General features: G+C 45.3%; 15 protein-coding genes and 1 riboswitch. Of the genes, 7 read left to right on the forward strand and 8 right to left on the reverse strand.

Going from position 1 to position 16,246, the window contains the following annotated elements; genetic code table 11:
* Positions 1 to 36: 36 nt before the first annotated feature.
* Positions 37 to 1,644 carry a metal transporter gene (locus ACRN9H_RS16020; protein ID WP_432315057.1) on the reverse strand — a complete coding sequence of 536 codons (1,608 nt, stop codon included), beginning with the start codon at positions 1,642 to 1,644 and terminating at the stop codon, positions 37 to 39.
* 221 nt (positions 1,645 to 1,865) lie between these two features.
* Between ACRN9H_RS16020 and ACRN9H_RS16025 the strand changes: the two genes are divergently transcribed.
* Both ACRN9H_RS16025 and ACRN9H_RS16030 read left to right on the forward strand, forming a co-directional pair.
* The gene (locus ACRN9H_RS16025) at positions 1,866 to 2,459 is read left to right on the forward strand and encodes a YhgN family NAAT transporter (RefSeq protein WP_220772811.1); all 594 of its coding nucleotides are present in this window, start codon (positions 1,866 to 1,868) and stop codon (positions 2,457 to 2,459) included.
* A 319-nt stretch (positions 2,460 to 2,778) separates the two neighbouring features.
* On the forward strand, positions 2,779 to 5,331 hold the full coding sequence (locus ACRN9H_RS16030) for an immune inhibitor A domain-containing protein (protein WP_432315059.1): 2,553 nt from the start codon (positions 2,779 to 2,781) through the stop codon (positions 5,329 to 5,331).
* Positions 5,332 to 5,412: 81 nt separating this feature from the next.
* On the opposite strand, the gene ACRN9H_RS16035 is transcribed toward ACRN9H_RS16030, so the two are convergent.
* A complete protein-coding gene (locus ACRN9H_RS16035; RefSeq protein WP_432315061.1) occupies positions 5,413 to 5,976 on the reverse strand; it encodes a chorismate--pyruvate lyase family protein in 564 nt (187 codons plus the stop codon).
* Positions 5,977 to 6,090: 114 nt separating this feature from the next.
* Here ACRN9H_RS16035 and ACRN9H_RS16040 point away from each other — a divergent pair, with 114 nt between their 5' ends.
* Both ACRN9H_RS16040 and rlmF read left to right on the forward strand, forming a co-directional pair.
* The gene (locus tag ACRN9H_RS16040; RefSeq protein WP_432315063.1) at positions 6,091 to 6,522 is read left to right on the forward strand and encodes a flagellar basal body-associated protein FliL; all 432 of its coding nucleotides are present in this window, start codon (positions 6,091 to 6,093) and stop codon (positions 6,520 to 6,522) included.
* Between the two features lie 72 nt (positions 6,523 to 6,594).
* Positions 6,595 to 7,686 carry a 23S rRNA (adenine(1618)-N(6))-methyltransferase RlmF gene (gene rlmF / locus ACRN9H_RS16045; RefSeq protein ID WP_432315065.1) on the forward strand — a complete coding sequence of 364 codons (1,092 nt, stop codon included), beginning with the start codon at positions 6,595 to 6,597 and terminating at the stop codon, positions 7,684 to 7,686.
* A 66-nt stretch (positions 7,687 to 7,752) separates the two neighbouring features.
* Here the strand turns inward: rlmF and ACRN9H_RS16050 are convergent, their stop codons facing one another.
* From ACRN9H_RS16050 to ribB, 5 genes are all read right to left on the reverse strand, one after another.
* Positions 7,753 to 8,007 (reverse strand): putative hemolysin, encoded by a 255-nt coding sequence (locus ACRN9H_RS16050; RefSeq protein WP_432315066.1) that lies wholly within the window; start codon positions 8,005 to 8,007, stop codon positions 7,753 to 7,755.
* 26 nt (positions 8,008 to 8,033) lie between these two features.
* Positions 8,034 to 8,696, reverse strand: a complete 663-nt coding sequence (locus ACRN9H_RS16055; protein ID WP_076497378.1) for a Bax inhibitor-1 family protein — start codon at positions 8,694 to 8,696, stop codon at positions 8,034 to 8,036.
* 65 nt (positions 8,697 to 8,761) lie between these two features.
* Positions 8,762 to 9,538: a molybdopterin-synthase adenylyltransferase MoeB gene (gene moeB, locus ACRN9H_RS16060; protein ID WP_432315068.1), complete on the reverse strand. Its 777-nt coding sequence runs from the start codon at positions 9,536 to 9,538 to the stop codon at positions 8,762 to 8,764.
* 10 nt (positions 9,539 to 9,548) lie between these two features.
* A complete protein-coding gene (gene moeA / locus ACRN9H_RS16065; protein WP_432315070.1) occupies positions 9,549 to 10,802 on the reverse strand; it encodes a molybdopterin molybdotransferase MoeA in 1,254 nt (417 codons plus the stop codon).
* 369 nt (positions 10,803 to 11,171) lie between these two features.
* Positions 11,172 to 11,825: a 3,4-dihydroxy-2-butanone-4-phosphate synthase gene (ribB, locus tag ACRN9H_RS16070; RefSeq protein ID WP_432315072.1), complete on the reverse strand. Its 654-nt coding sequence runs from the start codon at positions 11,823 to 11,825 to the stop codon at positions 11,172 to 11,174.
* A gap of 191 nt (positions 11,826 to 12,016) precedes the next feature.
* Positions 12,017 to 12,247: riboswitch (FMN riboswitch) on the reverse strand.
* 180 nt (positions 12,248 to 12,427) lie between these two features.
* On the opposite strand from ribB, the gene ACRN9H_RS16075 reads away from it, so the two are divergent.
* Together ACRN9H_RS16075 and ACRN9H_RS16080 are read left to right on the forward strand one after the other, a co-directional pair.
* Positions 12,428 to 14,563: a S9 family peptidase gene (locus ACRN9H_RS16075; protein ID WP_432315074.1), complete on the forward strand. Its 2,136-nt coding sequence runs from the start codon at positions 12,428 to 12,430 to the stop codon at positions 14,561 to 14,563.
* An 11-nt stretch (positions 14,564 to 14,574) separates the two neighbouring features.
* A complete protein-coding gene (locus tag ACRN9H_RS16080) occupies positions 14,575 to 15,033 on the forward strand; it encodes a GIY-YIG nuclease family protein (protein ID WP_432315076.1) in 459 nt (152 codons plus the stop codon).
* A gap of 24 nt (positions 15,034 to 15,057) precedes the next feature.
* Here the strand turns inward: ACRN9H_RS16080 and ACRN9H_RS16085 are convergent, their stop codons facing one another.
* Positions 15,058 to 15,180, reverse strand: coding sequence for a hypothetical protein (locus ACRN9H_RS16085; RefSeq protein ID WP_432315077.1), 123 nt, complete (start codon positions 15,178 to 15,180; stop codon positions 15,058 to 15,060).
* 266 nt (positions 15,181 to 15,446) lie between these two features.
* Between ACRN9H_RS16085 and ACRN9H_RS16090 the strand changes: the two genes are divergently transcribed.
* Positions 15,447 to 16,136: a hypothetical protein gene (locus ACRN9H_RS16090; protein ID WP_432315079.1), complete on the forward strand. Its 690-nt coding sequence runs from the start codon at positions 15,447 to 15,449 to the stop codon at positions 16,134 to 16,136.
* Positions 16,137 to 16,246 lie beyond the last annotated feature (110 nt).

The following is a 16,246-nucleotide window of genomic DNA, read 5'->3' on the forward strand; positions in this document are numbered from 1 at the left end:
GATTAATTTAGCCTGTCTGCACATAAATGAACAGTGTTAGTGATGTGAATGTTTATCTGTCTTTGTATGCTCGTGTGCATGTTTGTCAGAATGTGGACTGACTGGCTTGGGCATTTCGGCATGGCTGTGAGCGTGATTATGTGTATGACCCGCAGGCTTGCTGAGCATCAAACGACGTAAAAATTTACGTGGGCCTAAGCGCAGTAGGCTGGCAGCAAATAATCCTGATAGCGCTAATAGTGCGATTAAGTTCAGTGTTTCTGGTAACGAAATTAGCGAGAACCACAGGGGTAAAACTAATGTAGCCATTAAGCCTAATGCAATAATACTCAGTAATATGCCCCTTTGTAGCCAGGTCATTAATCTCAGTTGCGCTAGGTTGAGTACCGGTGCAGCAATTAGCGGCATCATCACAGCAACAGAACTCCAACCGCTGTAAGCCAGTGCTAGCGCAAGTACTGCAGCCCCTAAGTTACAGAAACGCATAGGTAAAAAGACCAATAACAACACTATCACTTGTAATAATGGATTGCTTAATGGCACTGAAGGATGACCAATCAAATTCACGAGTACTAAGCTAAGCAAAATCCAAGGTGCACTGCGATCGACTAAATGCGCAAAGCCAAAACGCAAAGAGCTAGTGGGCAATGTTGTGTGTGGATCGGTAATGTTGACTTTGGCATAGCTTAAATAAGCACTCAAGATAAACACGACAAATAGTTGAAATAACGCCAACCACGGCCCCAGTAGCAAAGCGGTGATGACTAAGGCTTCTGGCCCCACTAAGCGTTGGAACCAACGACGAGCTAAACTGCTATCCTGCGGTGTCAGGCCACATTTAAATCGCAGCGCTGCCGCCCCGTAACTCAATAACAATACGGGCGCGAGTGTCAGTAACCAAGTGACTAATTGTTCGGTACTGTGATCGTGGTGAGCATGCTCGTGGCCACCAGAATCAATCATCAGTAGCATCACCAGTAGACCTATACCCAATAAACTACCGATTCCAGCTTGGTATTCGTATTTACCCTGTACCTTAGTGTCGTGTTGTCCATGGGGTTGATGTAGTACAACATGTAAAATGGAGCCCGTAACAAACGCTTGTAAATAAACGGTATTATCTAAGCTTAGTTGAGATAATAACTGCTCACCTGCGAAGTAACCGACAGCGGTAAGCACCATCATAGCGACCAGCACTAGACTGGCCCAGCGCGTGCCGACTTGTGGTTTAAGTAGCCACCAAATAGCGAGTCCGACAGGGAGTCTATGCATAATGACCCCGAGCGCAAGTAAGATTGAACTGCCTTCTTGTTGTGCTAATACCATAGCTCCACCATCTGTGATGGTATGCAATAGTAAGCCGCCGATACCTAAAGATAGGGTGAGATTATGGGTTATTTCTGAATAGCGATGAAATAGCCGTTCACTAGCGGTTGGCCCCCAGATACCGAGCAATACAAACACTATCGCCAATACTCCACCGTGTTCGAGTAGTTCTGGCAAAATATGGATCAGCACTAATCCGCCGAGTGAGACGAATATAAAACCGTCGAGTGCTTTTTGTAATCCGCTTCCCGATGAGAAATAACGGTAAAAAAGTGGCCCGATTAATAGCGCGATACAACTAGCAAGAAGATAGAGCATGAATTCCACGGACAATTGGCTGAAAAAACGCTGTAGTATATCAGCTACAAGGCAAAGTGAGCATAGACTTGCTGGCAATTTACTTAACTGTTGACATTTTTCAGCGTATTTTTAGGTAGATGCTTTTATTCACTTTGGGTATTTTTATATAAATTTTCAGATCTAAGCTGCGAAAAGTTATACAATAGCGATCTATGTTGGCTTGGATGTTGATAAGTTAAATGGATATATTTTCTGCTGCAGTAATGTTGTTTCTTATTATGGATCCCCTAGGTAATTTGCCGATTTTTGCATCGATTCTTCGGCATATCGATCCTAAAAAACGTCGCAAGGTATTGATCCGCGAGTTGCTCTTTGCGTTAGTGATTATGCTGTCTTTTCTTTATGCGGGTGAAGCTATCTTAAGTTTCTTAAATCTCCGTTCTGAATCGGTCAGTATTGCGGGCGGGATTATTCTGTTTTTGATCGCGATTAAAATGATTTTCCCTCAGCCTGGCGGTGTGGTTGGTTTAGCCGCGGGAGAAGAGCCCTTTATCGTGCCGATGGCGATTCCTTTGATGGCTGGCCCGTCGATTCTTGCGGCCTTAATTTTACTGGCGCATACCGATAGTTCGCGGATGGGAGATTGGACGATTGCGCTTGTTTCTGCTTGGGCCGCCAGTGCGGTAATTTTGATGTTCTATAAGCTCTTTACTCGAATATTAGGGGAGAAAGGGTTGACCGCCGTTGAGCGCTTAATGGGCATGGTATTGGTGATGATTTCGGTACAAATGTTCCTCGATGGTATTTCAAATTATATGAAAACGGCTATGTAAGCTGACCAAAGCCCCTGCAGAAAAAACCGTATTCGCGCCGTGAATACGGTTTTTTTATGCTTCAGATACCGTCTAGAGTAAGGTTTACGCTGGGGTTTGCTGAATTAATGCTGACAAAATGGTAAATCCTTCTGCTTAACTAATGTATCAAGTTGTTACCGCGCTGTAGTGCTGCTAACGTCCACAACCTGTCTCTCAATTTGAGAGATAGACCCCTGAATAAATTGCCCCACGGGCAGGGTTATTTTAATACGAAGAGACATTCGCCTTATAAAAACACTCTTTAAGGCGGTGTTAGCAGTTACCTAAAGGATTAAAAATGCGAAGTACAAAAAGCGTCATAGCGTTTGGACTCTTGTTGGCATTGATTAGTGGCGCGAGTATGGCTGCTCCAAATCATACCCCTGCAGATGCGGGCGTGATTAACAAAGATCGAATTTTATATTGGCTTATTAAACGGGGCGAAGTGGCAACGGATGCCAGTGATAGCGTAAAGCAGGCTGCGATTGAGGCCTATATTCACCGTGCGACACTAGCTCAACCTAAAACGCCGCGCATTGAAGTTGAAGCCGAGCATGCGCGCGTACAAAGAGCCCAATCATCGCAAATGATGCGCTCACCAGCACAGCGCCTACAAGTTGATGCCGATATAAAAAAAACCGTGAAAGTGTTGACCGTATTAATTGATTTCCCTGATTTAAAACACGATAACAATGGCTTAAAAGCTGATGACACTGCCATGTATTATCCCAGTTATCCACTATCGCATTATCAAGATTTACTCTTTTCTAAGACCGGATTTAAAGGTCCACAGGGGCAGAATCTCACTTCAGGGTATCAATATTATCAAGCGGTTTCTGGGCAAACCTTTTCTTTTACAGGCGAGGTTAAGGGGTGGTATACCGCTAATCAAAAGGCTGAATACTATGGCACTAACGATCCTCAATCTGGTAGTGATGCACAGGTAAGCCAATTGGTTAAAGAGGCGGTGTCCCAAGCTGTCGCGAGTATGTCCGTTGCAGAGTTAGCCAGTTATGATGTTGAAGATCCTTATGATATTAATAATAACGGTAACTATAACGAACCCGATGGCATCATCGACCACGTGATGATATTTCACTCCAGCATAGGTGAAGAAACCGGTGGCGGTGCATTAGGGACGAACGCTATTTGGTCGCATCGCTATTTTGTCGACCAAGGCACGCAAGGTTATGCGCTTCCCGGTACGGTGAAAAAAGTATTTGGTTACACCATTCAGCCTATCGACGCGGCAACGGGTGTTTGTACCCACGAGTTTGGTCATGATCTCGGCCTACCCGATGAATACGATACGAGTGATAATACGAATAAAGATGGCTCACCAGTCGGCTTATGGTCATTGATGTCTGGTGGGAGCTGGGCTGGTGACATTGCGGGTGCACAACCGAGTGGCTTTAGCCCTTATGCTCGCTCTTATCTGCAGGAAAGATATAAAGGTAAGTGGTTAAATGAGCGTGAAATTAGCTTGGATAGTATTCCTAAGTCAGGCATCAATATTACGCTGAATGAGGCGGTTAATCATCAGGCGGTAAACCAGATTTCTATTCCACTCCCTCCCGCGCTAATCTCTTTTAAAGTGCCATATCAGGGCAGTTACCAATACTATTCTGGCCAAGGCAATATGCTGAATCACAGCATGAGTTTTAATCTTGATTTACCTAAGATAACCACGGAAAAACTTATTCTGAGTATGCAGGCCAGTTGGAGCATCGAGACCGACTATGACTATATGCAGGTTAAAGTGAATGGTGTGGCGATTGCGGGTAATCACACTCAGCCCGATAACGCGATAAATAGTGCGCGCCATATTATTACCGGTGAATCGTTTGCCAACTCTCAGGCAGAAGGAAGCGATGCTTGGGTGGCTCTGGAATACGATTTAGCCGTATTTGCTGGCAATGCAGTGACTATTGAAATCAACTATGTTACCGATGAGGCGACAACGCATGCGGGGATAACGCTGGATAACATCAGCGTTAAACAAAATACCACTGAGTTATATAGTGATAACGCCGAAGTGGCGGATAAAGTGAAGCTCAACGGTTATAGCCGTATTCAGGATTCTCGTCCGGGCGCTGCATCTCGCTATCTTATTCAGTTACGTAGTCATAATGGCGTTGATGTCGGTTTAAAATCTGTCGGTTTTGATCCCGGAGTATTACTCTGGTTAGAAGATGCGGGTTATACCGACAACAACGTATCAGATCATGCTGGCCATAGTTTAATTGGCGTGATTGATGCCGACCAAAATATGCTTGGCTTAGGCCTGACGTCTACCGATGAACAGATCCGTGACGCAGCCTTTAGCACGGTGAAACAAAGCTTTTATTTGGGTGATAATCATCTCGATGCCGTGAGTCTATTTGATGACAGCTTAGACTACAGCGCACCGCTGCAGCCGCAATCCGGTATGGTTTTACAACCGCTCGGATTAACGATGCAGGTATTGTCTCAATCCCGTAATAACAGTGCTGCGGTTATTCGTTTGGCGAATGCGAATGCCGTTACACCATTAACGGTCAGTTTTACTAAACAAGTGACTCAATTAGCAGTGAATTTTACCAGTAATGTTGATGGTGGTATGGGGCAACTAACCTATGCATGGCGTTTTGGCGATGGCGCGACAAGCACTGCTGAGGCGCCGACCCATACTTATGCTGCGGCTGGCACTTATAGCGTAGAGCTCACAGTAACCGATATGGCAAATACTCAGGTAACGAGTAATACGACTGTCACGGTTGCAGCGGCAACTGAGAGTTCAGGCGGTGGTAGTTTAGCTTGGCTAAACCTTGCCATCCTCGGGGTATTTGCGTGGCGTCGTCAGTTAAAATAGCTTTAAATTCTTAGTGTTACTCAATAAAAATGCCTCTCAATTAGAGGCATTTTTTTATTGACTTTCAAACTGAAAATCGCATTACATCTTATTAATAGCTTGTTCGGCCGCGGGCAAAAAAAACTCACTGACGATCATTTCGTGCTCACCGTGATGAAAGTAACGGCGGCGGCCCCAAAGATCATGTTCGACAGTTTGCTGTAAACTTTCAGCTAAGTGGGCAAGGCGACTACAGGTTTCAAAACTAGCGACTTCTATTCTACCGGGGATAAAGTTATCTTGGCTAAATAGCAATTCGCCTAAGGGGCGAGAGCCAAGGCTGAGAAAATCGCCTTGTCGTTCAGACATTAAACTTTCAGGGATCAAGGTTCTAGCAAATACCCAAGGTACAGTGTCGAGGCAGAGCAATACTTCGCGGATCCAGACTGACCCCTGTTGAGGATATTCACCATTTAATGGCGCATAGTGCCCTTCACCTAAGACTTTGACCTCAAATTCAGTACAGCAGGTTTTGAGTTTTTGCGTTAGGCTGCCAGTGGCGATCAACCATTCTTTTAAGGGTGAAAGAGGGAGTTTGTTGGCGCTATCGGCACAAAACCATTGAATAGATTCACCATAAGGGAAGCTTAAGCTAGTCACATTCATTAAATACTCGTTACAATATAAGCAAACGTCGGCAGTTTAGCATGTCATGGCGCGAGCAGATAGATTGGGAAGTTTCTTCCATTACCATTATTGTTTTAGGGGCCATAAGTCGCTATGAAAAAATTACTCTCAACTTGTCTGATTTTATTCACTGGTATTTTTAGTGTTTACGCCGCCGATGAGAAAGAAGTGGCGCCTGCAGATACCGCTGCCGCGACCGCACCTGAGTATGCTTACTATGCTTTTGACCCAGAAATCGTCACCAATTACATTTCAAATCGTAAGAAACTAGGATTTGTTAAAATCAGCATTGAATTGATGGTTAAAAGTCCCGACGACCTCATTACTATTGAGCGACATGATCCGCTATTGCGCGCCGCCATTGTTGAAGTGTTAGGTAACCAATCGGAAGACAAAGTGAAATCACTGATAGGACGTGAAGAGATTCGCCGTGAATGCTTCGACATCGTCAATAATTTGATCACTCAAGAGGCGGGTAAGCCATTGATAGTCAACTTACTGTTTACCTCTTATTTGTACGATTAATTTACTGCTCCATTTTAAGGGCTGACGTATGTCGGCCCACTGCATTACACCCACTGCGCTACAAGAGTGACTATGTCAAAACCTGCCGTAAAACCTACTGCTTCAGCGCCTGTCAAAATCGCCGCTAGCCCAATAAATACCAAAACCAACAGAACAAAGAAGGCTGGCGCCAAGGCAAAGGTGAGTAAGGCGCTAATGAAAAACCGACCCAGTGCCGAAATCAAAAAAACTCTACATCCGCGTAATGCCCATTTGCACGGTTATGATTTTCCGGCGCTGATAAACGCATTGCCTAAACTAAAAACCTTTGTTCGGCCCACCGCCTATGGCGCTTTATCAATAGATTTTGCCGACCCTCAGGCGGTTAAAACGCTCAATACCGCCTTGCTTAAACACCACTATAGGATTGAATTTTGGGATATTCCTGCGGGAGCTTTATGTCCCCCTATTCCTGGTCGAGTCGATTATTTACATTATGTAGCCGATCTCTTAGCCGAAGGCGATAAATCATGCGCTATGGATAAAGTACGGGTATTAGATATTGGCACTGGCGCGAATGGTATTTATCCGATACTGGGTAGCCAAGTATACGGCTGGCAATTTGTCGCCACGGATATCAATGCTGATTCCCTTAGCAATGTGCAACGTATTATCGAGCTTAATCCGCCATTGCAGGGGCGTTTACAATTAAGATTACAGCCGAATGAAAAGGCTGTTTTTAAGGGCATTATTCAAACCGAAGAACGTTTTGAGTTAACGCTGTGTAACCCACCCTTTCATGCCTCTATGGCTGAGGCCAATGAGGGGACAAAACGTAAGGTTAACAATCTACAGCTTAATCGTCGTAGCGCGGTAAAGACTGAACCTAGGTTGAATTTCGGTGGCCAAGCGGCAGAGCTTTGGTGCCAAGGCGGTGAACTGCAGTTCTTGGCGACGATGATCCGTGAAAGCCAAGCGTTTGCTGAACAATGCCTGTGGTTCACTAGCCTAGTATCGAAGAAGGAAAACCTGAAACCTTGTTATCAAGCCTTAGCGCAGTTGAAAGTCGATACTGTGAAAACGATTGAAATGCAGCAAGGCAATAAAATTACGCGGGTTTTAGCGTGGAGTTTCCAGTCAGCAGCTAAGCGCAAAATCTGGCGCTGTGAACAGTTAGTTCGTTAAGCTTTGATTTAAAATGGCAAAACAGGCGCATAAGCGCCTGTTTTGCCATCAAGTTAAAAATACTCTTTATTGTGGTTTTTCTGCCTTGTGATCGCGGCGAAATAACACCCACTCTTCAATGGTTTCGCCATTGGGCAAGGTACAGACGCCATGTTCGCCTTCAGTAGTCATCTCAATTGCTAAGCTGCCATTGAGGGAGATGCAATACTCTGAAGCGGGATTGGCTATGCTCACTTTCGCAGCAGGTTGTTTGGCTTCACCACAACCCACTAATACCACACCCAATAGCAGGGTGGTCACAAACGTTAATCTGAACTTCATAAACAGCCTTTGACTCATTGTCTTGCTTACTTGCGGCCTAAAATTCGCAGGATCCGTAGAAATAAGTTGATGATATCCATATATAAAGCGGCTGCGCTATCGATAGCATTATCTATAGTTTTGGGGATTTGATTCGCCCGTCCCCAGTCGTAACCAATATAACCGCAAAAAATAAGCACCACTATCCAATCTAAAATGCCGTGATGAGTATTAAACACAAACACTTCAATCAGTTCGACAACAATAACGAGCAACAAGGCGATAGTCAGTGCGCCCACAATTTTCTGGAAAAACGCAGGGAAAAGCGTACCTAAACACATCATGGCAATAGTCACTAAGCCTGTAATGCGAATGGCTTCAGTTACTAATTCAGGGTCGTATTGACTGACCACCATATTGATAATCAAACCGAAGGGCACGACCACAAAGTTATAACCAATAAAACTGACGAGTGGATTACTCGATTTTTGAAACAGATAAATCCCCAGAAAACAACAGGCAAAATAGCCGATAAAGAACACCCACGAATTAATGCTGGCAATCGCTTCTGGGTCGATATTGGTGACCATCCAATAGTTAACGGCAAATCCCCAAATCAGCGTAAGGCCAATAACGAGATTATAAATACCCGCGCCAACGAGAGTGCCGTCAGTGGTTACGCGATCAAATACACTATTTTCAGAGTCCATAGGTTTCCTTTAATTTCCTTATTATTGTTAGTGAGTTAGCCTCTCTAACGTCGCGTATAAGTTTTTTAAGTATTCGCATCCTGCGCACCGCAGACTTTACAGCGGTTCTGTTTTGGTAATTTCATCTCGCGAAACTCCATGGTCATCGCATCGATCATCAAAATACGTCCCGCTAAGGTTTTACCCATGCCAGTGATCACTTTGATGGCTTCAATCGCTTGCAAGCAACCTATCATGCCGACCACTGGCGCGAGAATACCTGATTCGACACAACTGAGTTGTTGTTCACCAAACAAGGCACTAAAGCAATGATAACAAGGCGTTTCGTTGTGGTAGTCAAATACGGTGATCATGCCTTCCATACGAATCGCGGCGGCGGATACTAAAGGAATTTTATGCTTAAAACAGCTGAGATTAAGCTGTTCGCGCACGCTGACATTATCGGTGCAGTCGAGTACCAAATGGTGCTTGGCAACGAGTGCATCAATCTCATGGTCATCTAACACGGCATCAATAGTATTGATTTTGATATAGGGGTTCAGTTGACTGAGACTTTGCTTAGCCGATTCAACCTTCGGCTGACCGATATTGCTATCTTGATGCAGCACTTGGCGTTGTAGATTCGACAGTTCGACTCGATCAAAATCCACTAAGGTCAGTTCGCCAATACCAGCAACGGTTAGGTACTGGCTGGCGGCGCAGCCTAAACCGCCTGCGCCTATCATCAACACTTTTGCTGTTTTTAAGCATTCTTGACCGTCGATATCCATGGCTTTAATGGAAATCTGGCGGCTGTACCGCAATAGCTCGCTGTCGCTAAGAATATCTTTTGAAACATTCATCGAGATTTTCCTAGCACAGTACGCTGTTAAAGGGTTCAACCGTCACTTGAGTGCCAGCGGCGGTATCACCTTGAAATTGCTCTAATAACACAAAACAGTTTGCTAGGCTCATTGAGGTCAACATGCCTGAACCTTGGCTACCGGTAATGGCAACTTCGAGCTCACCTTGTGTATTGCGGCTTAAAATACCCCGTTGATATTCGACGCGGCCTGGGCTTTTACGTATTGGCGTGCTGAGTGTGGCATTTAACATTAGAGGTGCGACAGGGGTTAAGCCTTGCATCTTTTGAAGTATTGGCCAAACAAGTTTATAAAACGTCACCATAGATGACACGGGATTGCCGGGTAAACCACAGAACACCGCCTTACCTATTTTTCCCATGGCAAAGGGTTTGCCCGGTTTAATTGCCAATTTCCAGAAGGTGATTTGGCCTTCTTCATCGAGAACTTGCTTAGTAAAATCGGCTTCGCCGACGGAAACGCCGCCTGAGGTTAATACCATATCTGCTTGGCTGGCAGCATGGCGAAATGCCTGCCGTATCGCTTCCGGATCGTCGGCGATGACGCCTAAATCTAACCATTCGACATTGGCACGTTTGAGTAAGCCTTGGATTGAATAGCGGTTTGAATCGTAAATTTGCCCCGGAGCTAATTCACTGCCAACTGGGCGCAGTTCATCACCGGTAGAGAAAAAGGCCACTTTAAGCTGACGGTACACTCGTACTTGGCTAGCGCCAATGGTCGCAAGTACGCCCAGTTCAGCGGCGCCGATTTGAATGCCCGCATTGAGCACCTTAGTGCCTTGGGTCAGTTCCTCACCGCGACAACGCACATTAGCGCCTTGCGCTTTAGGGTGACGAATATGCACAATCTCACCGTCTACTTCGGCTTCTTCTTGCATTTGCACTGTGTCATAACCGACAGGTAATGGCGCGCCCGTCATGATCCGCACGCAGGTATTGGGTTTAGCTTCGCCTTGAAAACCATGACCGGCAAATGAACTGCCGATGAGTCGCAATGAGGTTTGATTCGTTTGCGTATTTAAGTCGGCAAAGCGCAGGGCGTAACCGTCCATAGACGAATTGTCGAATGGTGGCAGATCGATGCAAGAAGCTAAATCTTCGGCAAGTACGCGGCCAAGGGCATGGGGAAGTAACACAACTTCAGTGTCTGAAACAGGGCTCACTTGTTCGAGCAACAGGGGAATAGCTTGATCTGGATGCATTAAGCTAGGTTGCGAACAAGGATCGGCTTTTACGGACATAGGGTCTACCTTATATGCAATGGGTCATGATGACGCGGGATAATTTGTATCTGACTCGGGTGCGTACCCAAGTGGCCTCAACATACTGAACCTGAATTTTGAGGTTATTGAGTCGCATTATGCCATGGTGATTAAGGATGGCTATGATCTGCATGCGAGTTTATGTGATATGCCAGCCAGTTTTTACCCTCGCTTTGGCTCAGAGCCTAATTCTAATTCTTTAGTGCGGCACATTTTACAGTAGCGAAAATGATGGGATGAACGTGTGTACGCTGCCTTTTTCGATAAAACAAAAAGGACGCTTGCCGCAGCTAAACGTCCTTTTTTTGGTCAGTCAACATCACTAAAGTGAGGATGTTGTCACCTCACTTAACCTACATTCGCCAGTAACGACTTACGATAAACGACGATATCTTCAATGGTCAGTACGGGTATGTTGTGCAGTGCACCGAAGGCAATAATTTCAGGTAAGCGCGCCATAGTGCCATCGGAATTAGTGACTTCACACAATACCCCAGCAGGTTTTAAACCTGCGAGTTGCACTAAATCGACAGTACCTTCGGTGTGGCCGCGGCGAGTAAATACACCGCCCGGTTGGGCACGAAGTGGATACACATGGCCAGGGCGAGCGAGATCGCTTGGTTTAGCGTTGTCGGCAATCGCGGCTTTAATGGTGGTCACGCGGTCAGCGGCAGAAACCCCAGTCGTTACACCGACAGTTGCTTCAATGCTCACAGTAAATGCCGTTCCGTATTGGCTCGAGTTGTGCTCGACCATAGCAGGCAGTTCGAGGGCTTTGATTTTTTCATCGGGTAAACACAGGCAAACAATACCGCTACATTCACGGATGAGCATGGCCATTTGGGCGTTCGTTAGTGTCTCGGCAGCGAAAATTAAATCGCCTTCGTTTTCTCTATCTTCGTCATCGACAACTAACACACCTTGGCCTTGACGCAGGGCATTAAGACCCGCTTCAACGCGTTCGATAGCAGTACCAAAAGGAGCAAGTAAAGACTGATTCATGGTTAATATCCTTAAAAAATACGACATTGGAATATCCAGAATCAGGGCGTGCAGAAATACAACGTAATCAAACCCAATGGTTCGATTTTGCTGTAGCAATATCACTTCACTAGGGGTGAAGTTATTGCAAAACATGAGGCTAACACTGCAATACATCAGCGCGTTGCACTTAAATACCGCAAGGTGTTGTCTTACATTCTCTTCCATCCGGACTCAGCACTGTCGCCATTAAAGCAAACAGTCCATTACCGTCGGCTCTGGAATAGTCAGTTTTGCACTAGGCAAAATCTAAGGCACCAGATCTGCTGACCCCGAAAGTGATTTCGGGCGCTCGCGGGCTTTGGGTGTCGCTCAGCAAAATAATCACTTAGCGTTACCCATTTACCGCCGGTGGGGAGTTTCACCCCGCCCTGAGAATTTGCTTTTGAGCCATTTGCGCTCAAAAACGCGGTTATGTTGCTCTTATTTACCGTGAATGGCAACTTCTCGCGTTCAATGTTTGCGCTAGTGCACACCTGACCACTATCATACTGAACACATAAGCTAATTGACTTGCCGTTGCATTCTGCGACGGTCGTTATGGACGTCACAAGGACGTATAAATGCGATCTCTGCTACTCACTTTAGGTATTGCCATGTTGTTATCCGCTTGTTCGACCTCCAAAGGGCAAGTACCCGCCCCAGTTGCTGAAAAAATTCCCCATGTGATGACCTTGCATGGCGTAACGCGTACCGATGATTACTATTGGCTGCGTGATGATGAGCGCAAAGATCCTAAAGTGTTGGCCTATCTCAACGCTGAGAATCGCTATACCGCGGCTTATTTCAAACCCTTAAAGCCGTTGCAAGATGGCCTTTTTAAAGAGTTAACTGAGCGTTTAGTCGCCGATGAGTCGAGCGTGCCGTACCAATGGCACCAGCACAGCTATTACAGTCGTTATAAAGAAGGCGGCGAATATCCGTTAATCAGCCGTAAGGGTGCCGATGGCGTTGAGCAAGTGATGCTGGATGTAAATGAGCGAGCTAAGGGCCATGAGTTTTATGGCTTAGGCGGCGCGAGTGTGAGCCCAGATGAAACCATGTTGGCCTTTGGCGAAGATGTATTAAGCCGCCGTGTATATCACATCTATTTTAAAGACTTGGCTTCGGGCGACATGATCACCGACGTGCTTGAAAATACCGAAGGCCGCGTAGTGTGGGCGAACGATAATAGGCATGTATTTTATATCGCCAAAGATCTAAAAACCTTGCTGGGCTACCAAGTGTATCGCCATGAGCTAGGCACTAAGCAGTCGAGCGATGTCTTAGTGTATGAAGAACAAGACGATTCTTTTTATATTTCATTGGGCAAAACCTTAGATGAGTCGCAAATTGTGTTGTTCCAAGAAAACACCACGACCAGCGAAGTGTCGGTGCTCGATGCCAGCGAACCTCTGGGTTTATTCAAGCCAGTATTAGCGCGGGAAGAAGGTCACGAATACAGCGTGTCTAAGCTGGGTGATACTTATTACATTCTCACCAACTGGCAGGCGACAAACTTCCGTTTGATGAAGGTCGCCATTAAAGATGCGGCGGACAAATCTAAGTGGCAAGAAGTGGTTGCGCATAATCCCAATGCCCGTATCGAAGACGAGTTAGTGCTCAAGGATTATCTGATCATTCAGACCCGTGAAAATGGCCTAACGCGAATTAAAGTGATGCCATTCAATGGTCAAAAGTCCTTCGAGTTGAGCTTTGATGAACCTGCCTATGTGATGGGTTTAGATGTTAATGCCCAGCAAGACAGCAATAAGTTACGAATTTTCTACTCTAGCCTGACAACGCCAGAAGCCGTATACGAATATTCGCTGGTGAATCCCGATAGACGTGATTTATTGAAACAAGATCAAGTCTTAGGCGGCTTCGATGCCAGCCAATATCGTGCCGAGCGGGTGTTTATCACCGCCCGTGATGGCGTAAAGGTGCCCGTTTCTTTGGTGTATCGTAAAGATAAATTCAAGAAAGATGGCACTAACCCTCTGTATCAATATGGTTATGGATCTTACGGTTACACAGTGGAACCCGATTTTTCTTCATCCGTTATTAGTCTGCTCGATCGTGGCTTTGTGTATGCCATCGCTCACGTGCGCGGCTCAGAAATGCTCGGTCGCCCTTGGTATGACGACGGTAAGCTGTTGAATAAACAAAATACCTTCAATGATTTTATCGATGTAACGACGGCATTAACGGCACAAGGTTATGGCGATAAAAACAAGGTCGTCGCCTCAGGCGGCAGCGCGGGCGGTTTGCTAATGGGCGCGATTGCTAACCAAGCTCCGGATAAGTATTTCGCCCTTGCAGCCCATGTGCCTTTTGTTGATGTGGTGACCACTATGCTGGACGAGTCGATTCCGCTGACGACCAATGAGTACGATGAGTGGGGCAATCCGAACGAGAAAACCTATTTCGATTACATGCTGAGTTACTCGCCCTACGACAATGTCACCGAGCAAGAATACCCACACATGTTAGTGACGACGGGTTTGCATGATTCACAGGTGCAGTATTTTGAACCCGCCAAGTGGGTCGCTAAACTGCGCGATGTTAAAAACCAATGGTACAAGAGCGACGATAAAGTCTTGTTACTTAACGTGGATATGGAAGCCGGCCACGGTGGTAAGAGTGGTCGTTATCGCCAATACCAAGACACAGCCCAAGAATATGCGTTCTTCTTAAGTCTGTTAGGTATGGCAAAGTAGGTCATTCGTAAGTGACCGAATCAGCCGATAGCCTAGGCAATACTGACAAAGAAGTTGTACAGCAACATGAGTCACTGGTGGCAGACACATCTGCCCCAGTGACCAGCGTTGTGGCTACCAAAGATGGCGTGACTAAAGAAGCGCTGAATCCCGCACCATTAAATTCTGCACCTCTGAAGCCTACACCCATAAAGTCAGCATCCCTCTGGTACTTGTATGTCGTCCGCTGCGCCAACGGGCATTTATACACAGGCGTCACCACTGATGTAGCAAGGCGCTTTAGCGAGCATCAGTCTGGTAGTACAAAATCTGCTAAGTATTTGCGCGGTAAAGGTCCGTTAACCTTGATGTATCAAGAGCAGGTTGGCTGTCAGGGCGATGCACTGCGCCGTGAGATTGCAGTTAAAAAGCTGAGCCGTAGTCAAAAGCTGGCGTTGATTGAGTCAGGGTGTGGATTAGTAGATCGTTAACTCAGCATCATACTTGTTCTGTGACTAGTAATGATTAAGCACTGTCATTCCAGTGACTCGCCGTAGATATATCCCTATAGGCTCGACGACGGCATCCATGCCGTCAACGGTCACTTCCATGCCAGTGCTTAATCTGGCTAACTGCATAGTACCCTGTTACCTAGAGCATTCTCTTAAGCCTAATGTCAGACAGAACTATCTATCTTAGTTGGCATGATCCTATTGCAATATATGATAGGTTTGTAACTCGCACATGGGATATTCTGTCTGATAGATTGTTATGTAAGGAAAGTGATAGAAATCTGATTAATTTATTTTGATACAAATAGTTAACGATGCACGCTTTCCTGCTCTAATGAGGTAAGCGAGCATGCATACTATTCAAAGGTTATCTTAATGGAGGTCTTTTTTATATGCATGGCGTTTGCAAATTATGTAATCAAGAAGCGAAGCTTGAGTTGAGTCATTTTATTCCAAAATTTATAGGACAGTGGCTTAAGAAGACTTCAATTACGGGTTATTTAAGAGATGGAAATCAAGTAAGTAAACGACAGCAAGATATAGCCAAAGAATATTGGTTATGTGGAGCTTGCGAAGATTTATTTTCAACATGGGAAAGAACTTTTTCGGTTAAAATATTCCACCCTTATATGAAAAACTCGAGTTTAGTAGCAGTGTATGGAAATTGGTTGTCAAAATTTGCAGCCTCTTTGTCTTGGCGAACACTTACTTATGTTCGCAGCAAAAATAGCCATGAAACTAAACCGCAAGAATACCTAGAAATGTTGGCAAAAGCTGAAGAGGGGTTAGCCAACTTCTTACTTGGTAAATCTTCAAACTTATACGAATTTGAGCAACACATATTTCCTCTTGATGTTATTGAGTCAACAAATTTCGATAATCTTCCAACAAACATCAATCGGTATTTCCTTCGTGCTATTGCCATGGATATTGTGGGTAACTCACAAGGCACGTACATTTATACGAAGTTACCTTCGTTTATTGTTATAGGTGTAATTAAGTCAAAGCAATCGAAACAAATGCGATCTAGCCGTGTGGCTATTAGCGGTGGAACAATATCCCCAAGTGAAGTGGTCAACTAAATTTGGCCACGGTTTTAGAATCTTCCCAAAATCTTCGCTCTGATTCATTTGGGCTTAATCCTGCATTATAATGATGTGGCCTGACTTGGCTGTAATAGCCAATAATATAA

The sequence above is a fragment of the Shewanella sp. MF08487 genome, assembly GCF_050848685.1.
Classification (GTDB): domain Bacteria; phylum Pseudomonadota; class Gammaproteobacteria; order Enterobacterales; family Shewanellaceae; genus Shewanella; species Shewanella glacialipiscicola.

Bases quoted from the DNA above. Each gene is read 5' to 3' on its own strand.
- moeA (WP_432315070.1), bottom strand. From the start codon at position 10,802: ATGTCCGTAAAAGCCGATCCTTGTTCGCAACCTAGCTTAATGCATCCA.
- ACRN9H_RS16075 (WP_432315074.1), top strand. From the start codon at position 12,428: ATGCGATCTCTGCTACTCACTTTAGGTATTGCCATGTTGTTATCCGCT.
- ACRN9H_RS16090 (WP_432315079.1), top strand. From the start codon at position 15,447: ATGCATGGCGTTTGCAAATTATGTAATCAAGAAGCGAAGCTTGAGTTG.
- ACRN9H_RS16055 (WP_076497378.1), bottom strand. From the start codon at position 8,696: ATGGACTCTGAAAATAGTGTATTTGATCGCGTAACCACTGACGGCACT.
- ACRN9H_RS16030 (WP_432315059.1), top strand. From the start codon at position 2,779: ATGCGAAGTACAAAAAGCGTCATAGCGTTTGGACTCTTGTTGGCATTG.
- rlmF (WP_432315065.1), top strand. From the start codon at position 6,595: ATGTCAAAACCTGCCGTAAAACCTACTGCTTCAGCGCCTGTCAAAATC.
- ACRN9H_RS16040 (WP_432315063.1), top strand. From the start codon at position 6,091: ATGAAAAAATTACTCTCAACTTGTCTGATTTTATTCACTGGTATTTTT.
- ACRN9H_RS16035 (WP_432315061.1), bottom strand. From the start codon at position 5,976: ATGAATGTGACTAGCTTAAGCTTCCCTTATGGTGAATCTATTCAATGG.
- moeB (WP_432315068.1), bottom strand. From the start codon at position 9,538: ATGAATGTTTCAAAAGATATTCTTAGCGACAGCGAGCTATTGCGGTAC.
- ACRN9H_RS16020 (WP_432315057.1), bottom strand. From the start codon at position 1,644: ATGCTCTATCTTCTTGCTAGTTGTATCGCGCTATTAATCGGGCCACTT.
- ACRN9H_RS16050 (WP_432315066.1), bottom strand. From the start codon at position 8,007: ATGAAGTTCAGATTAACGTTTGTGACCACCCTGCTATTGGGTGTGGTA.
- ACRN9H_RS16085 (WP_432315077.1), bottom strand. From the start codon at position 15,180: ATGCAGTTAGCCAGATTAAGCACTGGCATGGAAGTGACCGTTGACGGC.
- ACRN9H_RS16025 (WP_220772811.1), top strand. From the start codon at position 1,866: ATGGATATATTTTCTGCTGCAGTAATGTTGTTTCTTATTATGGATCCC.
- ribB (WP_432315072.1), bottom strand. From the start codon at position 11,825: ATGAATCAGTCTTTACTTGCTCCTTTTGGTACTGCTATCGAACGCGTT.